Here is a 20,053-nt window from a genome sequence, read left to right as displayed (position 1 = left end):
CACCGGTCAGCCCTTTTGATCCAATTCATGGTTGGCCTGCCCGGCCTGCTTGGCGATCAACTGCAAGTTGCGCAGGTACACCACGAAGCCAAACGACTGGCCGACGATGAAGACCGGATCCTGACGGTAGATGGCATAGGCCAGCAACAGTGCACTGCCGACGATGCTCAAGTACCAGAACCCTACGGGGATCAGGCTGCGCTTTTTGTACTCGCTGTAGAGCCACTGCAGGGCGAAACGCCCGGTGAAGGCCAACTGGCCGCCGAAGCCAACCGCCAGCCATATCGATTCTCTGCCCATTTCAGACCTCGGTTTCGTGTGCGTTGACGTCCAGCCGCGTGCGCTTTATCAGCCACCACACCCCAAACAGATCGAGGATGCCCACCAGGGCGCGGTCGAGGTTGCCGTAGTTGGAAACCCCGGCCCCGCGCTCACGGTGGTTGACCGGCTGCACCAGCATTCGGCCGTTGTGGCGGCGGATCAGCGCAGGAATGAAACGGTGCATGTGGTCGAAGTACGGCAGGCGCAGAAACGCCTGGCGCTCCATCAACTTGATGCCGCAACCGGTGTCGGGCGTCTGGTCTTTCAGCAGGCCGGCGCGCAACTTGTTGGCAAATCGCGACGCCCAGCGCTTGCTCGCCGTGTCGCGGCGGTTGACCCGGTGCCCGGCCACCAGCTTGACGCCGCCTGGCTGGCCTTCGGAGCCGCGCACCAGCTCAATCATCCCGGGCAGGTCCGCCGGATCGTTCTGGCCATCACCGTCGAGGGTAGCCAACCAATGCCCACGCGCCACCTCAGCAGCGTGATGGATCGACGTGCTTTGCCCCAGGGAACGGGCATGGGTGAGCACGCGCAATTGCGGGTAGTCGCCGCTGTTGTGCAGCGTGCGCAATTGCGCGGCGGTGGCGTCGGTGCTGCCGTCGTCCACCACGATGACCTCGAAGGCTTCATCGGCTAATGCGGCACGCACCTCTTCGAGCAACGGAATGAGGTTGCCTGCTTCGTTCTTCGCCGGAATCAGGACCGACACATAGGGATCTTGCTGCATGACGCTCCCGCTAGAGGATGGAAAAGGAAGGGGTTAGACGCCGTAATAGCCGCGGTACCAGTCAACGAACGCCTGCACGCCCACAGGCACCGCAACCTGCGGCCGGAAGCCCACGCGCGCTTCCAGCTCGCGGGTGTCCGCCCAGGTGTTGACCACGTCGCCTGCCTGCAACGGCATGCCATGCTTGATCGCACGAATGCCCAGGGACTCTTCCAGGCATTCGATGAACTGCAGCAACTGGACCGGCGCGCCAAACCCGATGTTGTAGACCTTGTTGCGCACCGTGCCCGCCTCGGCCGGTGGCAACGGCAACAGCCGCACAAGGGCCTCCACGATGTCGTCAATGTAGGTGAAATCCCGCGACATGGCGCCGTCGTTGTAGACCTCCAGAGGCCGGCCACCCAGGATCGCCTCGGTGAATTTGAACGGCGCCATGTCGGGGCGTCCCCATGGCCCGTACACGGTAAAGAAGCGCAGGCCGGTGGTGGGAATGCCGTACAGGTGCGAGTACGCGTGGGCCATCAGTTCGTTGGCGCGCTTGGTGGCCGCGTAAAAGGACACCGGCTGGTCGACGGGGTCATCCGTGCTGTAAGGCAGGCGATCATTCAAGCCATAGACCGAGCTGCTCGAAGCGAACACCAGGTGCGCCGGCCTATGGGCCCGACAGGCTTCCAACACATTGAGGAAACCCACCAGGTTGCTTTGCGCGTAGACGTCGGGATGGTCGATGGAATAGCGCACCCCCGCCTGGGCGGCCAGGTGGACGACATGGTCGAACGCATGCCGGGCGAACAGATCTAGCAACGCCGGCTTGTCCGCCACGTCCATCCGCTGGAACTGGAATTGACTGCACGTGGCCAACTGCGCGAGCCGGGCGTGTTTCAGCTCGACGCTGTAGTAGCTGTTGAGGTTGTCGATGCCAATGACTTGATGGCCATCGCGGCATAGCCGCCTGGCGGTATGGAACCCGATGAAACCGGCGACACCGGTGACCAGGATTTTCATCGGGCGCGCCTTAACGCGATCCCGGCCAATGCATGTTCCCGCAAACCGACACAATCGTTACCCACAACGGTCATTTCCATTCACTACTCTGCTCGATGGCCTGTTTTTTCTATACCGAGGCTTATAGCAAGCAGACGTGACAGATTTATGAGCGCCGACCCGGTCGGGTCAGTGGGCATCGTTGAGAATCAGGCTCCGGTAATGCCCAGGGTTGGACCCGGACCACTTGCGAAACGCCTTGTAGAAGGAACTGGCGTCGGCAAAGCCCAGGCGCGTGGCGATCTCGACGAAGCTGATGGCGGGCTCGGCCAGCCAGGCGATTGCCAACTCTCGACGCACGCTGTCCTTGAGGCCTTGATACGTCTGGCCCTCCTCTGCCAGGCGGCGACGCAGGGTGGACGCCGAGACGCACAACTGCTGGGCCAGGGTTTCGGTTTCCGGCCACTGTTCGGCGGGCAGTTGCCGCAGGTCGTGGCGGATGCGGCTGGCCAGGCTCTGCGGGTCGCGGTACTTGACCAGGATATTGGCCGGGGCGTGGGCCAGGAACCGCTTGAGTTCCTCGGGGCTGCGTCGGATGGGCAAGTCCAGGCACTCGGCGGCGAAGATCATTCGCGTGCGCGGCCGGTCGAAGCGCAGGTTCTGGGAAAACATCACCCGGTAGTCGTCGCAGAAGTCCGGCGCCGGGCAGCGCAGTTCGACGGAAAGAATCGGAATGCGGCGCCCCGCCAACCAGCAGGCCACGCCATGGACGATCATCCAATAGGTGAAATAGGTAAAGGCCCGCTGCGGCGCCTGGTCGTCTTCGCAAAGGACGATTTCCGCCAGGCTTTGCTGGCGCACCCACTGCGCCGGCAGGTGTTCGAGCATCAGCGAAAGAAAGCCCAGCCCGGCCGTCAACCCCGCCGCCAGCGTCGGCTGGGCCATGGCGCACTGGCAGAGAAACGCCAGACTGCCGGACCTGAGCTTGCGCGGGTCCATGCCGAAAAATTCGTCATCCAGGCGCCGCGCCAGCAAGCGCCAGAGCCGCGCATAAGCATGGGCCGGCACTCGCGCCTGAGGATCGTCCAGCAGCGCCGGGTCGATGCCGACTTTGCTCAGCACCTCGGCGCTGGCCGCACCGGGGGCGCAGCTTTGCAGCAGCGCCTCGCGGACCAATTGAATGGAGATGGTGTCTTTTTCAGACACGGCGCGGCTGTTCACAGGATCCGGTAAAGCAGCCGTTCTATCCGCACCCGGCTGACCCGCTTCAGGAACTTGGCAACGGCGGCCGGGTAATCCGGCAGGCTTTCAAGGTCCAGGAAGCGCTCGATCCGACGCGTGTGGCGATAGATCTGCTCAAGCTCGGTCCGACGAGGTTCCAGCAGCTCGCCCTTGGGATCGTCCAACAACAGGGCGTTTTCCAGGTCCAGGCGAAAGGCGCGCGGGTTGAGGTTGTTGCCGGTCAACAAGGTGTAGCGCTCGTCGACCCACATGCCCTTGAGGTGATAGGTGTTGTCGCCATCGCGCCACAGGTGCAGGTTCAACTGGCCGCTGTCGATGTAGCGCTGATGGCGCTTGGCGAAGCGCCGCAAGCTGATTTCATACAGGTAGGGCAACGCCGCGATGATCTTGAACGGTTCGCTGGGCGGGATATAGAAATCGTTGGCGGTCTTGTCGCCGACGATGATATCGATCTTGACCCCGCGGGCCAGGGCGCGATTGAGCTCGCGGGTCACGGCCAGCGGCAGGTTGAAGTATGGCGTGCAGATGGTCAGTTGCTGGCGGCTGCTGGCGATCAACTCGCCGATGACCCGGCTCAGCGGGTTGTTCTTGCCCACGCCCAGCAACGGACTGACCGACAGGCCACTCTTGTCGAGGCTGCCGGCGGTGGTGTCATAGGCCGCGTATTTCAACCGGCTGCGCAAATCGCCGATGTCCTTGCGCAGGCTGCGGGTGCTGGGCAGGTTAGGCAAGTCCAGGCGATGCACCGCCCTGGAGGTGACCAGGCCATGTTGCACCAGGTGATGCATGGAATCGGCCAGCGCGGTGTTGTGCAGCAGGTGGTAGCGGTCGTAACGATACTTGTCGAACTTGTGCAAGTAGACGTTGTTCAGGCTGGCCCCGCTGTAGAGCACGCAGTCGTCGATCACGAAGCCCTTCAAGTGCAGCACGCCGAACAGCTCGCGGGTCTGCACCGGTACGCCGTAGATCGGCACTTCGCTGTCGTGCAGGCGGGTTTGTTCCTGGTACCACGCCGAGTTGCCCGGCTGCTTCTTCGCGCCGATCAGGCCCCTCTGGGCCCGCAGCCAGTCCACCACCACGACCACGTCCAGTTCCGGACGGGCCGCCTTGGCGGCATGCAGGGCATCGAGGATTTCCTGGCCGGCTTCGTCCTGTTGCAGGTACAGGGCGACGATATAAATGCGCTGGGTAGCCTGGGCGATTTTCTCCAGCAGGCAACGGCGGAACTGGGCAGCGCCATCGAGGATGGTCACCGCCTCGGCGGTCAGTGCAAAGCTGCGCAGCTTGGGCAGCAGGGAGCGTTTGAAAAGCGACGGCATAGGGCTCGCAAAAGGTCGATTCCGAAGAACGGATGAGCTTACACCATGGATCGGCTCGGGTCTTCCCGTCGTCATGAAAAAAACATTTGACCAAGGAGAACGATCGTTCTACTGTCTATTACATGAATGAAATTACTAGCAGTGAAACACGAGACATCATTCTCGATGTCGCCGAAAAGTTGATCTATAAAAGTGGCATCGCGGCCACCGGCATGGACCTTCTGGTGAAAACCGCCGGCGTCTCGAGAAAAAGTATCTACCGTTACTTCGCCAATAAGGACGACCTGATCGTGGCCGCCCTCAAGCGCCGCGATGAACGCTGGATGCACTGGTTCAGCAGCGAGGTCGACAAGGCTCCGACCCCCGCCGCGCGCTTGCTCAACCTGTTCACCGTTCTCAAGGGCTGGTTCGACAGCGAGGGCTTTCGCGGTTGCGCGTTCATCAACACCAGCGGTGAGACCGGCGATCCCGAGGATCCGGTCCGCCAGTTAGCGAAGTTGCACAAACAGAAGTTGCTCGACTACGTCACCCGGCTGTGTGTCGACCAAGGTGTCGAAAACCCCGATGCGCTGGCTCGCCAACTGCTGATCCTGATCGACGGCGCCATCACCGTGGCGCTGGTGATGGGCGATCACGGCGCGGCCGACCAGGCCCGGGACATGCTGGGCAGCTTGCTGAAGCTGGACGAATCAAACGCATGACCCGTTGAACCGCTGTGCCCTTCATTTATCCATTGGAGATCTACCATGTCTGCCTCTTCCGACGTTCGCCCGCCTTTGCCGCCCTTCACCCGTGAATCGGCCATCGAGAAAGTCCGCCTGGCCGAAGACGGCTGGAATTCCCGCGATCCGCAGCGGGTGTCCCTGGCCTATACGCTGGACACCCAATGGCGCAACCGCGCCGAGTTCGCCCATAACCGCGAGGAAGCCAAGGCCTTCCTGACCCGCAAGTGGGCCAAGGAACTGGACTACCGACTGATCAAGGAACTCTGGGCGTTCACCGACAACCGCATCGCCGTGCGCTACGCCTACGAATGGCACGACGACTCGGGCAACTGGTTCCGCTCCTACGGCAATGAGAACTGGGAATTCGACGAGCACGGGTTGATGGCCAACCGCTTTGCCTGCATCAACGACATGCCGATCAAGGAAAGCGAGCGCAAATTCCACTGGCCCCTGGGCCGCCGCCCGGACGATCACCCGGGGTTGTCCGACTTGGGGTTGTAAGGGCTGGATCGACGGCAGCCGCCACGAACAGGTTGGCTGCCAGGCCGTTTTCGCGGGCAAGCCCGCTCCCACAGGGGATGGTTGAACATCAAGCATCCGTGTGGGAGCGGGCTTGCCCGCGAAGGGGCCATCCCCCACACGCCCCACTCCCCGCCAGCCAGACAGCCGGACGCTCGCCGGGGTTGACCATCGTGGCGCCAGCCATCACATTGCCCCTCGGAGAGCGTTTCGCTGTGTTGCCGACTGTGTGGAGCCCATGACCGCGTCGATCCCGATCCGTCCCACCTGCCCGCCTGGCGTCTGTGATTGCCAACGCGATGAGTTGCTGCAAACGCCCGGCAGTGACTTGCGCATCCTTTGCCTGAACCGCCAGGAAGAAAAGCGCTTGCTCGAACGCCTGGAGAACATCCAGAGCCTTGACGAACTCCAGCACTTGCAACAGCGCTTGTACGAGAACCTCGGCATCCGCCTGAGCATCGAGCCCGGCTACAACGAAGTGCGGACCATGCGCGGTATCGCCATCGAGTTCCAGGCGCAAGCTGGACTGTGTCGCAAAATTCGCCAGTCGATCCCCAGCGCCATCCGCCGCGGGCTGGAAAAGCGCCCGGAAATCGCCTGGCGCCTGCTCGATGCCCACGACCTGTTTCGCGACGCCTAGGCTCCGTCTGAAAAGCCTTGATACTCGTTCATGCTGCGTTGAAAACCGGCTCGTGCGCGAGTCCGATCGGAATGCTCATTTACTCCAGTAAAGTCGAGCGCGACCCCGGCCGTTCCTCGCCGGTTTTCGCCTTGCCTGACCTTCGTCTCAAGACTTTTCAAACAGAGCCTAGAAGTCGACCGTCGCCGACAGCAGGTAGGTGCGCGGCGTCGACAGCGTCAAGCCCGGCTCGCTGTCATCCGAGGCCCCGGCCGAACTCCAATAGCGCTTGTCGGCCACGTTCTCGACGTTGGCCCGCAGGGTCACACGCTTGTCGTCGACCTTGAAGCCATAGCGTGCACCGACATCGAAACGAACCCAGGAATCGATTTCCTTGTCGTTGGACGGGTCCAGGTACTGCGAGCTGGAGTAGATGCCGCGACTGGTCAAGGTCAGGCCCTGCACCGTCGGCACATCCCATTCGGCGCCCAGGTTGACGTTGTACTTGGGCGTCGCCGGCGCGCGGTTGCCGTCGAAGGTCCCGCCCGTGGTATTGGTCAATTCGCTGTCGATGAACATCACCCCGCCGAGCAAGCGGGTGCCTTTGAGCGGCTCGCCGAACACGCTCAGTTCCACTCCGGTGTTCTCGCGCTTGCCGTTCGGGCCGAAGACCCGTGTCGTCGCGTCGGTGGCATAAGCCGGCTGCTTGATGCGGAACACGGCGGCGGTCATGGCGAACGGGCCGGTATCGTACTTGGCGCCGACTTCCACCTGACGGCTGATGAACGGCGGGAAAATCTCATCCTCGTTCACCGAGGTCGAGGGCGCAATCTTGCCCTGGCTGAGGCCTTCCATGTAGTTGGCATACAGCGACAGCTTGTCGGTCGCCTTGAACAGAATACCGCCGGACGGCGAGACCTTCTCTTCATCGTAGGCGGTCACGCCCTTGACGTCGTTCGACCAGTCATCGACCTTGACCCGCTGCCAGCGCGCACCGAGGGTCAACAGCAGCCGGTCATCGAAGAAGCCCAGGGTGTCGGACAACGCCACGCCGCTGAAGCGGTTCTCGGTGTAGACCTTGTCGTCCTGGCGCGTCGGCGTGCCTGGCGTTGGCGTGTCCACCGGGTCGTACAGGTTGCTGCGACCGTTGGCATAGCGGGCGCCGCCGTTGGTGAAGTCCATGTAGAAGTAGCTGGCCGCGAGGTTGACCTCATGGCTCACAGGGCCGGTGTGGAACCAGTTGCGCACGCCGGCGGTGGCTGTCCGGACGTTTTCGTCACGGGTAAAGTCGCGGGGCGAAACGGTGAAGTCACCGGCGTCGTTGGTGACTGAAACAGCGTGGCGGAGAAAGTCGTGGTTGCTTTTGCGTGCGCCCACACCGCCATACAGCATGACGGCATCGTTGACGTCGAATTCGGCGTTCACCGCGCCGAACGTGTCGGTGGTGCGCGCCTTGCTCCAGGCCTGGGCATAGTTGCTGCGCACATCGCTGGCGTGTGGCACCTGAGCGTTGGCGCCGACCTGCACACGCTCCTGGGGGGCGTCGGTGTCGCGCTCGGTGTGGCCGATGTCCGTCGAGAGCCGCAGGCGTTCACCGCGAAAATCCAGGCCCAGCACCGCCATCTCACGGTCGACGCTCTGGTGGTCCCATTCGGTGTCGCCGGACTGCTTCACGCCATTGAAACGCAGGCCGAACTGGTTCTCCTCACCGAAACGCCGGCCAACATCCACCGCGCCGCCCAGTTGATTGTTGGAGGCATAGCTGCCGGTGAACGAGTTGATGGGGGTGTCGGTGGCCCGCTTGGGCACCACGTTGATCCCGCCACCGACGCTTCCCCTCGGCGAGATACCGTTGATGAGCTGGGTCGGCCCCTTGAGGATATCGACGCGATCGGCCATCTCCATGTCGATGGTGTAGGTCGGCAGGACTCCGTACAGGCCGTTGTAGGCGACATCGCTGTTGAACAGGCTGAGCCCGCGAATGGTGAACTGTTCGTAGCGTCCGCCCGCCGGGTTGGTGGCGCGCACCGATGGGTCGCTGGCGATCAAGTCACCGAGGGTACGGGCCTGCTGGTTCTTGACCGCTTCGCTGGTGTAGGTGGTCATGCTGAACGGCGTTTCCATGAAGTCCCGCGACCCCAGCAGGCCTTGGGAACCGCGCCGTGCGACCTGGCCGCCGGCGTACACGGGGGCGTCCGTCGCACCGTTGGCCCCAAGGATCGAGGTCGGCGCCAGTTGCAGGCTGCCGCCTTGAGGCGCGGGCATCAGGATGTAGGCCTGCTCACCCACCGGTTGCAATTGCAGGCCGGACCCTTGCAGCAGCCGGGCGAAGCCTTCTTCGACCCCGTACTCGCCCGAGAGCCCGGCGCTGTTGCGCCCACTCACCAACGCCGGGTCCACCGACAGGTTGACGCCCGCCAGCCCGGCAAACCGGGTCAGCGCCGTGCCCAGGCTGCCGGCAGGCACCTGGTAGCTGCGCCGAGCGGCCTCCTCGGCCTGGCTTGAAGCGATGAAGAAAGGGCTGGCGCTCAGACTCAGCAGGAGGCTGAGGTTCAACAGCGGGCGCCAGCCGGCGAAGGCCGGGCGCAAACGCAACGGTACAACTGCGGACATGGGGAGGCGCTCTCATTTTGTTCGATTGCCTTGAATGACAAGCGAGACAAAAAAACGGGACAGGCTTCAGGCACTATTTTTTCGAAGCGTCAGGGTCACCCAGTAACGGGTGCGCAGGTGCACGTCCATCGGCAGGCTGGCCGAGAGCAGCGCCAGGATCCGATCGGTGTTCTCCAGGCGGAAACTGCCGGTGACGCGAAGCGACTCCAAGGCTTCGTCCCAGCGCAATACACCCGGGCGATAGCGGGCCAGGTCCCGCAGGAAATCGCCCAGTGGCTGGTCCTGCGCCGTCAGCACGCCGTCGCGCCAACCCAACTGCAACATATCAAAGCGGCGCACCGAACCTGCGCCCGTGGCCTGGAAGTCGACCTGCTGGCCCGGCTCCAGCCCCAACAGCGGCCCGCGCAGCGGTTGCACCTGCGCCGCACCGCTGAGCACCGACACCCGGCATTCGTGCTCGCTCAAGCGCAGGCACGCTTCCCCCCGACTGACGCTGATCAACCCATAGGGCGACTGGATCGACAGCGGCGCGTCCCCCACCACCTTGAGGGCCATTTCGCCGCGCAGCAGTATCAGGCGTCGCGTGGCGAGGTCCAGGTTCACGGCGCTGTCGGTGTTCAGTTGCAAGGCGCTGCCATCGGCCAGCGACCAGCGTCGCTGCTCACCGGTGGCGGTGTGCAGGTCGGCACGCCAGACATCCAGTGGCAGCTCTCGCCCCAGCAACCAGGCAGTGGGCACCAGGGCCGCGACGCCCAGTGCCCGCTTGAGCACCGCACGGCGGGCCATGGCCGGGCGATCGAGGGTGGCCATGCCCACGGAAGCCGGAACCGCGGCGAAGCGCTGGCGCAAGCGCAGGGCCTTTTGCCAGGCCGCCTCGTGATGAAGACTGCTGTCGCGCCAGCGTTGCAACGCGGCGGTGTCGAATGCCGCGTCGGCCGACTCCAGCAGTGTCAGCCAATGGGCCGCCGCCCGGGCGGCATCGCGGGCTTCAGGTGTTGGGCCTGGGCGGTTCAAAAGTCCACCAGCAGGCAGTGTTCGTAGGCCTGGGCCATGTAGCGCTTGACCGTCCGCTCGGACACCTGCAAACGCTCGGCAATCTCCCGGTAGCCCAGGCCTTCGAGCTGGCTCCAGAGAAAGGCCCGCCGCACCACGGGCGGCAGGCCGTCGAGCAGTTCGTCCAGGGCGTGAAGGGTTTCCAATAGCAACCAACGCTGTTCGGGGGACGGTACGCAGGCTTCGGGCAGGCTCGCCAACGCGTCGAGATACGCCTGCTCCAGGTTGCGCCGGGTGTAGAAGTTGCTCAACAGTCGCTTGCCGACCGTCAGCAGGTAGGCCCGAGGCTCCTGCAGCTCGGCCAAAGCCTGGGAGCTGGCGAGCACGCGCAGGAAGGTATCCTGGCGCAGGTCCGCCGCATCCCAGGCATTGCCCAGGCGCCGTCGCAACCAGTTTTCCAGCCAGCTGCCGTGGTCACGGTACAACGCGTGGAGGGAGTGTTCCGTCGGCGAAGCTGTATCACCCATGTCAAGAAGCCTGTGCAAGGTCTTAAATGAGACTGATTCTAATTAATGTTCATGAACGAATCCAGGCTCTTTGGCTGATGCCCTGCACGCCAGCGAAAAAACGGCGGGAGCCGAGGCCCCCGCCGTTGCGCAGTGCTTGAAGGTGGGCTGCCCCAGGGATCAGTGACTGGCGTGCAGCGCCTTGGGCACTTCCGGCATGGCCGAAGAGTGATGGTTGATGATCTTCCACTGCCCGTCGAGGCGCTCGTAAAGGAAGGTGTAGCGAGCCTGAACGTCGCGCTTGGAGCCGTCGGCATTGGTCAGGGTGAAGGTGTAGACCCCACTGTCCATGGCCGCATCGGGGCCCATGTGGCGAATTTCCCGGTAGTTGATTTGCCCCACCGGCTTGCCGACCAGGAAATGGTCGAAGTAATCCTGGATCTGCGCCGGCGTGGTGCGCACCTTGTTGGACAGGGTCGGTTGCAGGACCGCATCCGGCGCGTAGAGGCCGGTCATCGCGCTGGCGCTGCCAGACTTCAGCGTGGTGTTCCAGCGGTCGAACAGCGCGGCAATTTCCTGGTCATTCACGTTCTTGGGCTGTTCGGCCACGGTGCGGTACACGTAGGGCGTGGCATCCACGGCGTGGACAAATGGCGTGGTCAGCAGGAAAAAAGCGGCCAGGGTGAAGGTTTTCATTTTCATCGCAGGGTTCCTTTGGGTTTCAATGGCCCCACTTTGCCGGCCCGCGCTGGCGCCGCCATCGGCCAACCGGTGCCGCTCGCCTATGCCATTCGGCAGATAGGCCCGGTGCCGTCGACACGTTTTAATGACGTCACCGCGAACCCTTGCAGTCCCTTTCACGCTGGAGCCCCCCATGCAAAGCCCGCCCCATGACCCCGGCAGCGCCCTGGCCATCCGTAGCCAGTACCGGCAATCCCAGAGCCGCGCGGCGCGCCTGGGCCTGTTGCTGGGCACCGGGCATGAACTGACCCAGGTGCCCCTGGCACAGATGCGCCAGCGGGCGGTGCAGCGGGCCTGCGCGTTCATGGCCATGGACCACGGCCTGCTGCTGGAATGGACACCGGAGGCGCCGGTGCGCGCCATTGCCAGCCACGGCAGCGGCGAGCGCCTGGAACTGCTGGCCAGCTTCGCCCAGCCGCCATCGCCCGGCCCGCAATGGCAGGAGCACCCTGGCAGCGCCCTGCCCCAGGTCTTGCGGGTGCCGTTGCGCGCCTCCGACGGCGCGGTGTTCGGCGCGTTGATGCTGGGCAACAGCGTGGCCCTCGGGGCGCCGGACAACGAGGACATCGAGTCGCTGCAACTGCTGGCGACCCTGCTGGCGGCGCACCTGGAAAACAGCCGGCTGCTCGAAGCGCTCCAGGCCCGCGAGCGCACCATGTCGGAGCTGGTCCATCGCCTGTTCAGCGCCCAGGAGGCCGAGCGCAAGCGCGTCGCCTACGACCTGCATGACGGCCTGGCGCAGAACCTGGCCGGGTTGCATCAGCGCCTGCAAGGGTTCGCCGGTCGCTGCCCGACCCTGCCACCCGCGCTGGCCAGCGAGTTGCGCACGATTCTCGACCTGGCCCAGGGCTGCGTCGGCGAAGGTCGGCAACTGATCGGCGGCCTGCGTCCCCACGTGCTCGATGACTTCGGCCTGTACAAGGCCGTCGACAAGGAAGCCGATCGCCTGCGAGAAGCCGGCCTGGCGGTGACCTGGGCCGAACACAGCACCGCTCGCCTGCCCGGCCACGCCGAGATCGCCCTGTTCCGTATCGCCCAGGAAGGCATCAATAACATCCTCAAGCATGCCCAGGCCCGGCACGTGAGCCTGGCGCTGGCAGTGGGCGATGATTACGCGACGCTACGGGTGGAAGATGACGGTCGCGGCTTTGCCCTGGAACAACCCATCGAGGCCTGTCACCTGGGGCTGGCGGCCATGCAGGAACGGGCCAGCCTGCTGGGTGGCCAGCTGTCGTGCATCAGCCAGCCCGACGCAGGCACCCGGCTGTTGGCCCGCGTGCCACTGCCGGCCCAGGGAGTACAGCCATGAACCGCCCCCTGCGCCTGTTGCTGGCCGACGATCACGAAGTCACTCGCACCGGGTTTATCAGCATGTTGGCCGGCAGCCCGGGGTTCGAGGTCGTCGGCCAGGCCCGCGATGGCCAGGAAGCCCTCGACCTGTGCGAACGGCTGCAACCGGACATCGCGATCCTCGACATCCGCATGCCGGTCCTCAACGGCCTGGGGGCGGCGCGCATCCTGGAGCAGCGCCAGCCGGGCATCAAGGTGGTGATCTTCACCATGGACGACAGCCCCGATCACCTGGAAGCTGCAATCGGCGCTGGCGCGGTCGGTTACCTGCTCAAGGACGCCAGCCGCGAGGAAGTCCTTCACGCACTCACGCGGGTCGCCGCGGGCGAAGAAGCCCTGAACAGCTCAGTCAGTGCCCGCCTGCTGCGACGCATGGCCGAGCGCGGCGCCACGGGCGCGGCGCCTGTCCAGGCCCTGACCGCCCGGGAACGCCAGGTGCTGGGCCTGGTGGCAGCCGGTTTCAGCAATCGGGAGATCGGCGAAAAACTCGGCATCGCCTCCGGCACCGCCAAGGCCCACGTGGAGCGTGTCATCGGCAAGCTCGGCGCCGCCGACCGGACCCAGGCCGCCGTGCGCGGCGTGGCGCTGGGGCTGGTGGCGCAGCCTTCGGGGCAGTGGCCATGAGGTTCCTCGCCGCCCGCCGTTGGGCCGACCTGCCATTGCGCGGCAAGGCCCTGGTGGTGATCTCGCTGCCGCTGGTGGTCCTGTTGCTGTCGCTGGTGCTGATCTACATCACCGAACGCCAGACCGCGCGCGCCGAGGAGGACGTGCGCCGGGTGTTGCTCGTGCAGGGCGATATCCAGACCGTGCACACCCTGCTGGCCGAAGCGGCGGCCAGCGTGCGCGGCTACCTGCTGACCCGCCGCGAGGACTTCCTGCCCAGCTACGAGCAGGCCACGCCGCTGATCCAGGCGGCGTTGCAGCGCCTGGACCACAACATCCGCGATGCCCGGATGCGCGAGCACCTGCAGACCATCACCCCGCTGATCGCCGACAAACTCGCCGGACTGGTTGCGTTGCGCGCCAACCACGGCGACGACCCCGAGGCCATCACCGCCATCCTGATCGAGAACAAGCAGGTGCTGGACGTCTTGCGCGAGCAGATCAGCGCCATGCGCATACGCGAAGACGCCCTGCTCGCCGACCGCAGCGCCGCCGCCTCGGCCACGCGCATGCGCCTGTTGTTCGCCACCTTGCTGGCCGCTGTGTGCGGCCTGCTGGGGGCGATTGTCGCGGTGCTGTTCCTGTCCAAGGGCATTGTCGCCCGGGTGCAGCAAGTGCAAGGCAACGCCCAACGCCTGGCGCTGGGCCAACCCTTGTTGCCACAGCCGCCGGAGCAGGATGAGATCGGCCAGCTCGGCACGCGCCTGATCGAGGCCGGGCAGTTGCTGGCCGAACGCGAACGGGCGCTGCGCGACAACGAGGAACGCCTACGCCTGATCATCGATGGCGTGAAGGACTACGGGATCTTCGCCCTCGATGCCCAAGGCCACGTCACCACCTGGAACGTCGGGGCCGAGCGGATCAAGGGCTACACCGAACAGGAGATCCTCGGCCGGCACTTTTCCCTGTTCTACCTGGCCGAGGAGTGCCCGGAGCACCCGGACATGGCCTTGCGCGAGGCCACCCGCGACGGGCACTACATGGAGGAAGGCTGGCGCTGTCGCAAGGACGGCAGCCGTTTCTGGGCCAGCGTGGTCATCACCGCCCAATACGACAGCACCGGCGCGCTGCGCGGTTTTTCCAAGATCACCCGCGACATCACCGACCGTCGCGCCGCCGAGATCGCGCTGCGCACGGCGCGCGAAGAAGCGGAAAGCGCCAGCCGGGCCAAGAGCGAGTTTCTTTCGCGCATGAGCCACGAACTGCGCACGCCGCTGAACGCGATCCTCGGTTTCGCCCAGTTGCTGGACATGGACTCCAGCGCCGGCCAGCGGCCCCAGGTCAGCCACATCCTGCGTGCCGGCCAGCATCTGTTGGCGTTGATCAATGAAGTGCTGGACATCGCTCGGATCGAAGCCGGACGCCTGCCATTGAACATCGAGCCGATCGCCCTGGCGACGGTGTTGCATGAAGCCCTGACGCTGGTCTCTCCCATGGCGGCCGATGCCGGCATTCGCCTGGTCGAGTTGCCGCCCCTGGCTGACGACAGCGGCGTGCTCGCCGACCGCCAGCGCCTGGTGCAGGTGCTGCTCAACCTGCTGTCCAACGCCATCAAGTACAACCGCCCCGGCGGTGAGGTGCGCATTGAAGTGAGCGTGCGGCAGCGACAGGTGAGCATCGCCGTCATCGACACCGGCCAGGGCATCGACCCGGCCCTGATGGACCAGTTGTTCAAGCCTTTCGAGCGCCTGGGGGCCGATCCCAAGGTCGAAGGCACCGGCCTGGGATTGTCCTTGAGCAAAAGCCTGCTGGAAATGATGCAGGGCCAGCTCCAGGTCCACAGCGAGCCGGGCCACGGTTGCTGCTTCACCCTGCAATTGCCCGCCACCCAGGTGGCCGGCGCCCGCCTGCCGCCCATCGCCACCCTGGCAGTGCCCCACGCGCCGGTCGAATACCAGGGCAAGGTGCTGTGTATCGAGGACAACCTGTCGAGCCTGGCACTGATCGAGACCCTGATGCAGCGTCGCCCCGGCATCCAGCTGTTGTCGAGCATGCAGGGCCAGCTGGGTCTGGACCTGGCTCGCCAGCACGCCCCGCAACTGATCCTGCTGGACGTCACCCTGCCGGACCTGGAAGGCCTGGAAGTCTTGCGTCGGCTGCGCCAGTCAGCGGCCACCGCGTCCACGCCGGTGCTGATGATCACCGCCGACGCCAGCGACCTGACCCGGCGCGCCCTGCACGAGGCCGGCGCCACGGCGATCCTGACCAAACCTATTCATATCCAGGCCTTTCTGGGCCACCTCGCACAGTATTTACCGGAGCCCGCATGAATCGCGACTTGCGCATCCTGATCGTCGACGATCAACGCCCAACCTGGACTTGATGGAACAACTGCTGGCCCGCGAAGGCTTGCACAACGTGCTCAGCAGCACCGAGCCGTTGCGCACCCTCGACCTGTTCAACAGCTTTGAGCCGGACCTGGTCATCCTTGACCTGCACATGCCGGCGTTCGATGGCTTTGCCGTGCTAGAACAGCTCAACCGGCGCATTCCGGCCAACGACTACCTGCCGATCCTGGTACTGACCGCCGACGCCACCCGCGACACCCGCCTGCGCGCCCTCGCCCTCGGCGCCCGAGACTTCATCAGCAAGCCCCTGGACGCGTTGGAAACCATGCTGCGCATCTGGAACCTGCTGGAAACCCGGGCGCTCTACAAGGCCTTGCGCGAATTGATACCGTCCCAGCAGATCGAGCTGCTGCGCCAGCACCGGCCCACTGCCGAGTCTCGCTAGCGCGAAGGCCGTTCATGAAGAGTCCGGTCCTGTGGCGAGGGAGCTTGCTCCCGCTCGGTTGCGCAGCGACCGTCAGGCGATGCAACCACTGCACCGCCTGGCGCTAGCAAACGCCCTCGCCAGCAAAGCGGCAGACCAGGAAAAGACCGCGCGCTCAATGCCCGCGAATGTAATGCTCCAACTGCCGAATCAGGTCTGCCTGTTCAACAATGGCTTGCTTGACCAGGTCACCAATCGACAACAAACCGATCAACTGGCCGTTATCCAGCACCGGCAGGTGCCGCAGGTGGCTGTCGGTCATGACTTCCATGCAGCGCTCGATGCTCTGCTGGCTGTCGGCGGTGATCACCGGCGTGCTCATGATGGTGCGCACCGGGGTGCCCACGGACGAACGCCCGTGCAGGACCATCTTGCGTGCGTAGTCACGCTCGCTGAACACCCCCACCACCTGCCCGTCTTCGATCACCGGCAAGGCCCCGACATTCTTCTCGGCCATGATCTGCAACGCTTCGAGCACGGTTTGTTCCGGCGCGATGCTGTGGACCTGCTGGTGCAACACACTTTTGAGTTTCACCAGTTGAGCGGCGGTTTTCATGGCAAATCCCCGGTTTGAAATAATGGCGTGCTTGTAAACCCTTGGGTGGCAAGGGCACTTGCGCCCTCGCCACCCCGTGTTCGCAGGTCAGCTTTCACCAATCTCCACCACGTCACCGTTCAAGCGCACCGGCCATACCCGCAGGCGCTGCTCCGGGTATTCCAGGCAATGGCCGTCTTCCAGGCGAAAATGTTGCTTGTACATCGGCGAGGCAATCACCAACTCGCCCTTGATGCTGCCCAACAAGCCACGGCCGATGACGTTCGCCCCGGACTTGGGGTCGCGATTGTCGAGGGCGTACAGCGGCTTGTCCTGCTGCTCGGGCAGGTACAGCAACGCCACCTGGCTGCCCTCGTGCCAGGCGACCACGCCGGAGTTGGCCACCAGATCCTCGCGGCTGCACAGGGCACGCCATTGCACAGGGGCTTGGGCGACTTCGCGAGTGGAAAGACGAACGACGTTTGACTGGCTCATCAGAGCACCTCCTCGGTGACGGGAATCAGGTGAAGTTCGCCGGCGTGAACCGGCCGGCGCTGGCCGCGTTCCCTGACGAAATGAACGTCCGGATCGCCGCGGCCATCGTTGACGAAGGTCCGGAAACGCTTGAGTTTGTCCGGATCCTTGAGGGCGTTTGCCCATTCGCATTCGTAGCGGTCGACCACCAACTGCATCTGGGCTTCGAGCTCGGCGCCCAGGCCCAGGCTGTCGTCGATGATCACGTCCTTGAGGTAGTCCAGGCCGCCTTCCAGGCTTTCGCGCCAGACCGAGGTCCGTTGCAGTTTGTCGGCGGTGCGGATGTAGAACATCAGGAAGCGGTCGATGTAGCGGATCAGCGTGGCGTCATCCAGGTCGGTGGCGAACAGTTCGGCGTGGCGCGGACGCATGCCGCCATTGCCCGCCACGTAGAGGTTCCAGCCCTTCTCCGTGGCGATCACGCCAACGTCCTTGCTCTGTGCTTCGGCGCATTCGCGGGTGCACCCGGAAACGGCGAACTTGAGCTTGTGCGGCGAACGCAGGCCTTTGTAGCGGTCCTCCAGGGTCAGGGCCATCTGCACGCTGTCCTGCACGCCGTAGCGGCACCAGGTGCTGCCCACGCAGGACTTCACCGTACGAGTGGATTTGCCGTAGGCATGACCGGTCTCGAAGCCGGCTTCGATCAACTCGGCCCAGATGTCCGGCAACTGGTGCAACTGGGCGCCGAACAGGTCGATGCGTTGGCCGCCGGTGATCTTGGTGTAGAGGTCGTATTTCTTCGCCACCACGCCGATGGCGATCAGTTTGTCGGCCGTGATCTCGCCGCCGGCAATGCGCGGCACCACCGAATAGGTGCCGTTCTTCTGCATGTTCGCCATGAACGTGTCATTGGTGTCCTGCAATGGCACCAGGGACGGGTCCATGATCGGCTGGTTCCAGCACGACGCCAGGATCGAACCCACCGCCGGTTTGCACAGGTCGCAACCGGTGTGGCCGCGACCGTGCTTGGCCAACAGTTCATCGAAACTGATGATGCCTTCCACCCGCACCAGGGCGTACAGCTCCTGGCGGGTGTAGGCGAAGTGTTCGCACAGGCTCTTGTCGACGCTGACGCCACGGGCGACCAGCTCGTGCTCGAACACCTGCTTGACCAGCGCAGCGCAGCCCCCGCAACCGGTGCCGGCCTTGGTGTCGCACTTGAGTTGGCCAAGGTCTGTACAGCCACTGTCAATGGCCGAGCAGATCGAACCCTTGGTGACGTTGTGGCACGAACAAATGGTTGCCGCGGCGGGCAATGCGGCTGGGCCCAGGGTCGGCGCGCCTTCGGAGGACGGCAGGATCAGGCTGGCCGCGTCCTTGGGCAACGCGATGCCGTTCTGCATGTATTGCAGCAAGGTGTCGTAGTAACTGTTGTCACCCACCAGCACCGCGCCGATCACGCGCTTGCCGTCGGCGTCCACCACCAGGCGCCGGTAGCTGGCGCTGGTTTCGTCGATGAACTGGTAGCTGCGCGAACCCGGCGTATTGCCTTGGGCGTCGCCAATGGAGCCAACGTCGACCCCAAGCAACTTGAGCTTGGTGGACATATCGGCGCCGGTGAAGGCTTCGCCGTGCTCACCGCACAGTTGCGCGGCGACGCTGCGGGCCATCTGGTAACCCGGAGCGACCAGGCCGAAAATGCTGCCGTTCCAGGCCGCGCATTCGCCGATGGCGTAGATGTTCGGGTCGCTGCTCAGGCATTGATCGTCGATCACCACGCCGCCGCGCGGACCGATGTGCAGGTCGCTTTGGCGCGCCAGGGCGTCCTGGGCGCGAATCCCGGCGGAAAATACGATGAGGTCGGTTTCCAGGAAGTCGTCGCTGCCGAAATTCATCCGATAGCGGTACTGTTCGCCGGCGCTGATGGACTGGGTGCCCTTGGACAGGTGCACGCCGACGCCCAGGGACTCGATGCGGGCCTTGAGGGCCAGGCCACCTTGCGGGTCCAACTGCACCGGCATCAGGCGCGGGGCGAATTCCACCACATGGGCTTCGAGGCCGAGACTCTTGAGGGCATTGGCCGCTTCCAGCCCCAACAGCCCGCCACCGACCACCACGCCACGCCGGGCATTGTTGGCGGCGGCCCGGATGGCATCCAGGTCTTCCAGGGTGCGGTAGACCAGACAGGCATCCCCTTCGGCGCCGTCGATCGGCGGCACGAACGGGTAGGAACCGGTGGCAAGCACCAGTTTGTCGTAGCTGATGCGCTCGCCGGCGATGACGACCTGACGGGCCTGGCGGTCGATCTCCAACACCGGCACGCCCAAGTGCAGCGTGACGCCAGGCGTCTTGTACAGCGCGGCTTCCCCCAGGGCCAGGGATTCGGCGTCGCGACCGGCGAAATACTCGGACAGGTGCACGCGGTCATAGGCGCGCATCGGCTCTTCGCTGAACACATGCAGGCGGTAATGATTGAGGGCACCGCGTTCCACCAGTTGCTCGACGCAATGATGGCCGACCATGCCATTGCCGATCACGATCAGCGTTTGCAGCTTGTTCAGAGACGCAACGTTGGAATTCATAAAAGCACCCGACAAAAGCCCATCACGATTTTGAAAGCAAAAAAAAGACGCCTGAAACCTTGCGGTTCCAGGCGTCTTTGCCTGTTCTGTGCGGTATCGACCCGGCGACTGCGCCCCGATCTACCGATATCCCCCGGCCTGCTGGCGCTCGATCTTCGTTGACCGACGGGGCTGCCCACTCGAGTGTGTTCGCGGTGGGCCTGGACAGGCTCTTGCAGCGAGCGTGCCAACCCACGCATCGCAACGCTGCACGCCGTTGCAGCCCTTGCGGGCATGGGTTTACGGGCACCGGCGCCGGGGCTGCAAGCATTCAGGCCTCAGGCCAACGATTGCATTCCCATGGTGCGAGCCGGTGCAGTTGGCTTCAT

Annotated in this window: 18 protein-coding genes and 1 pseudogene; 7 read left to right on the top strand and 12 right to left on the bottom strand. The window is 64.4% G+C overall.

Going from position 1 to position 20,053, the window contains the following annotated elements; genetic code table 11:
* Positions 1–6: 6 nt before the first annotated feature.
* The 5 genes from VM99_19250 to pssA form a co-directional block, all read right to left on the bottom strand.
* On the bottom strand, positions 7–300 hold the full coding sequence (locus tag VM99_19250) for a Lipid A biosynthesis, N-terminal (protein ID AKK00102.1): 294 nt from the start codon (positions 298–300) through the stop codon (positions 7–9).
* A 1-nt stretch (position 301) separates the two neighbouring features.
* Positions 302–1,048 carry a dolichol-phosphate mannosyltransferase gene (locus tag VM99_19245; GenBank protein AKK00101.1) on the bottom strand — a complete coding sequence of 249 codons (747 nt, stop codon included), beginning with the start codon at positions 1,046–1,048 and terminating at the stop codon, positions 302–304.
* A gap of 33 nt (positions 1,049–1,081) precedes the next feature.
* Positions 1,082–2,053 carry a protein CapI gene (locus VM99_19240; protein AKK00100.1) on the bottom strand — a complete coding sequence of 324 codons (972 nt, stop codon included), beginning with the start codon at positions 2,051–2,053 and terminating at the stop codon, positions 1,082–1,084.
* Between the two features lie 168 nt (positions 2,054–2,221).
* Positions 2,222–3,238 carry an AraC family transcriptional regulator gene (locus tag VM99_19235; protein ID AKK01800.1) on the bottom strand — a complete coding sequence of 339 codons (1,017 nt, stop codon included), beginning with the start codon at positions 3,236–3,238 and terminating at the stop codon, positions 2,222–2,224.
* Positions 3,239–3,249: 11 nt separating this feature from the next.
* Positions 3,250–4,593, bottom strand: a complete 1,344-nt coding sequence (gene pssA / locus VM99_19230) for a phosphatidylserine synthase (protein ID AKK00099.1) — start codon at positions 4,591–4,593, stop codon at positions 3,250–3,252.
* Positions 4,594–4,715: 122 nt separating this feature from the next.
* Here pssA and VM99_19225 point away from each other — a divergent pair, with 122 nt between their 5' ends.
* The 3 genes from VM99_19225 (at position 4,716) to VM99_19215 (ending at position 6,477) form a co-directional block, all read left to right on the top strand.
* Positions 4,716–5,294 carry a TetR family transcriptional regulator gene (locus tag VM99_19225; GenBank protein ID AKK00098.1) on the top strand — a complete coding sequence of 193 codons (579 nt, stop codon included), beginning with the start codon at positions 4,716–4,718 and terminating at the stop codon, positions 5,292–5,294.
* A 45-nt stretch (positions 5,295–5,339) separates the two neighbouring features.
* Positions 5,340–5,819, top strand: coding sequence for a 50S ribosomal protein L21 (locus VM99_19220; protein AKK00097.1), 480 nt, complete (start codon positions 5,340–5,342; stop codon positions 5,817–5,819).
* Positions 5,820–6,075: 256 nt separating this feature from the next.
* The gene (locus tag VM99_19215; protein ID AKK00096.1) at positions 6,076–6,477 is read left to right on the top strand and encodes a ribosomal protein S3AE; all 402 of its coding nucleotides are present in this window, start codon (positions 6,076–6,078) and stop codon (positions 6,475–6,477) included.
* Positions 6,478–6,645: 168 nt separating this feature from the next.
* Here the strand turns inward: VM99_19215 and VM99_19210 are convergent, their stop codons facing one another.
* From VM99_19210 to VM99_19195, 4 genes are all read right to left on the bottom strand, one after another.
* Positions 6,646–9,069, bottom strand: coding sequence for a TonB-dependent receptor (locus VM99_19210; GenBank protein ID AKK00095.1), 2,424 nt, complete (start codon positions 9,067–9,069; stop codon positions 6,646–6,648).
* 66 nt (positions 9,070–9,135) lie between these two features.
* Positions 9,136–10,083: a sugar ABC transporter substrate-binding protein gene (locus VM99_19205; GenBank protein ID AKK00094.1), complete on the bottom strand. Its 948-nt coding sequence runs from the start codon at positions 10,081–10,083 to the stop codon at positions 9,136–9,138.
* Positions 10,080–10,589 (bottom strand): RNA polymerase sigma factor, encoded by a 510-nt coding sequence (locus VM99_19200; GenBank protein AKK00093.1) that lies wholly within the window; start codon positions 10,587–10,589, stop codon positions 10,080–10,082. The genes VM99_19205 and VM99_19200 overlap by 4 nt, the downstream gene beginning before the upstream one ends.
* 159 nt (positions 10,590–10,748) lie before the next feature.
* Positions 10,749–11,270: a cag pathogenicity island protein Cag5 gene (locus VM99_19195; GenBank protein ID AKK00092.1), complete on the bottom strand. Its 522-nt coding sequence runs from the start codon at positions 11,268–11,270 to the stop codon at positions 10,749–10,751.
* 172 nt (positions 11,271–11,442) lie between these two features.
* On the opposite strand from VM99_19195, the gene VM99_19190 reads away from it, so the two are divergent.
* The 4 genes and pseudogenes from VM99_19190 (at position 11,443) to VM99_19175 (ending at position 16,055) form a co-directional block, all read left to right on the top strand.
* Entirely contained in the window at positions 11,443–12,618 is a 1,176-nt protein-coding gene (locus tag VM99_19190) for a histidine kinase (protein ID AKK00091.1), read from the top strand.
* Positions 12,615–13,283 carry a LuxR family transcriptional regulator gene (locus VM99_19185; protein ID AKK00090.1) on the top strand — a complete coding sequence of 223 codons (669 nt, stop codon included), beginning with the start codon at positions 12,615–12,617 and terminating at the stop codon, positions 13,281–13,283. The genes VM99_19190 and VM99_19185 overlap by 4 nt, the downstream gene beginning before the upstream one ends.
* Positions 13,280–15,592, top strand: a complete 2,313-nt coding sequence (locus VM99_19180; protein AKK00089.1) for a histidine kinase — start codon at positions 13,280–13,282, stop codon at positions 15,590–15,592. The genes VM99_19185 and VM99_19180 overlap by 4 nt, the downstream gene beginning before the upstream one ends.
* Positions 15,589–16,055, top strand: a pseudogene (locus VM99_19175) (chemotaxis protein CheY). The gene VM99_19180 and the pseudogene VM99_19175 overlap by 4 nt, the downstream one beginning before the upstream one ends.
* Before the next feature lie 154 nt (positions 16,056–16,209).
* On the opposite strand, the gene VM99_19170 reads toward VM99_19175, so the two are convergent.
* The 3 genes from VM99_19170 to VM99_19160 all read right to left on the bottom strand — a co-directional run bounded on the left by VM99_19170 (position 16,210) and on the right by VM99_19160 (position 19,685).
* Positions 16,210–16,650 carry a histidine kinase gene (locus tag VM99_19170; protein ID AKK00088.1) on the bottom strand — a complete coding sequence of 147 codons (441 nt, stop codon included), beginning with the start codon at positions 16,648–16,650 and terminating at the stop codon, positions 16,210–16,212.
* Positions 16,651–16,737: 87 nt separating this feature from the next.
* Positions 16,738–17,124 carry a nitrite reductase gene (locus VM99_19165; GenBank protein AKK00087.1) on the bottom strand — a complete coding sequence of 129 codons (387 nt, stop codon included), beginning with the start codon at positions 17,122–17,124 and terminating at the stop codon, positions 16,738–16,740.
* Entirely contained in the window at positions 17,124–19,685 is a 2,562-nt protein-coding gene (locus VM99_19160; protein AKK00086.1) for a nitrite reductase, read from the bottom strand. The genes VM99_19165 and VM99_19160 overlap by 1 nt, the downstream gene beginning before the upstream one ends.
* Between the last annotated feature and the right edge of the window lie 368 nt (positions 19,686–20,053).

Origin of the sequence: Pseudomonas chlororaphis (assembly GCA_001023535.1) — a bacterium.
GTDB lineage: Bacteria > Pseudomonadota > Gammaproteobacteria > Pseudomonadales > Pseudomonadaceae > Aquipseudomonas > Aquipseudomonas chlororaphis_E.
The sequence above is the reverse complement of the archived record's forward strand: the minus strand, read 5'-3'. Positions and strand labels throughout refer to the sequence as shown.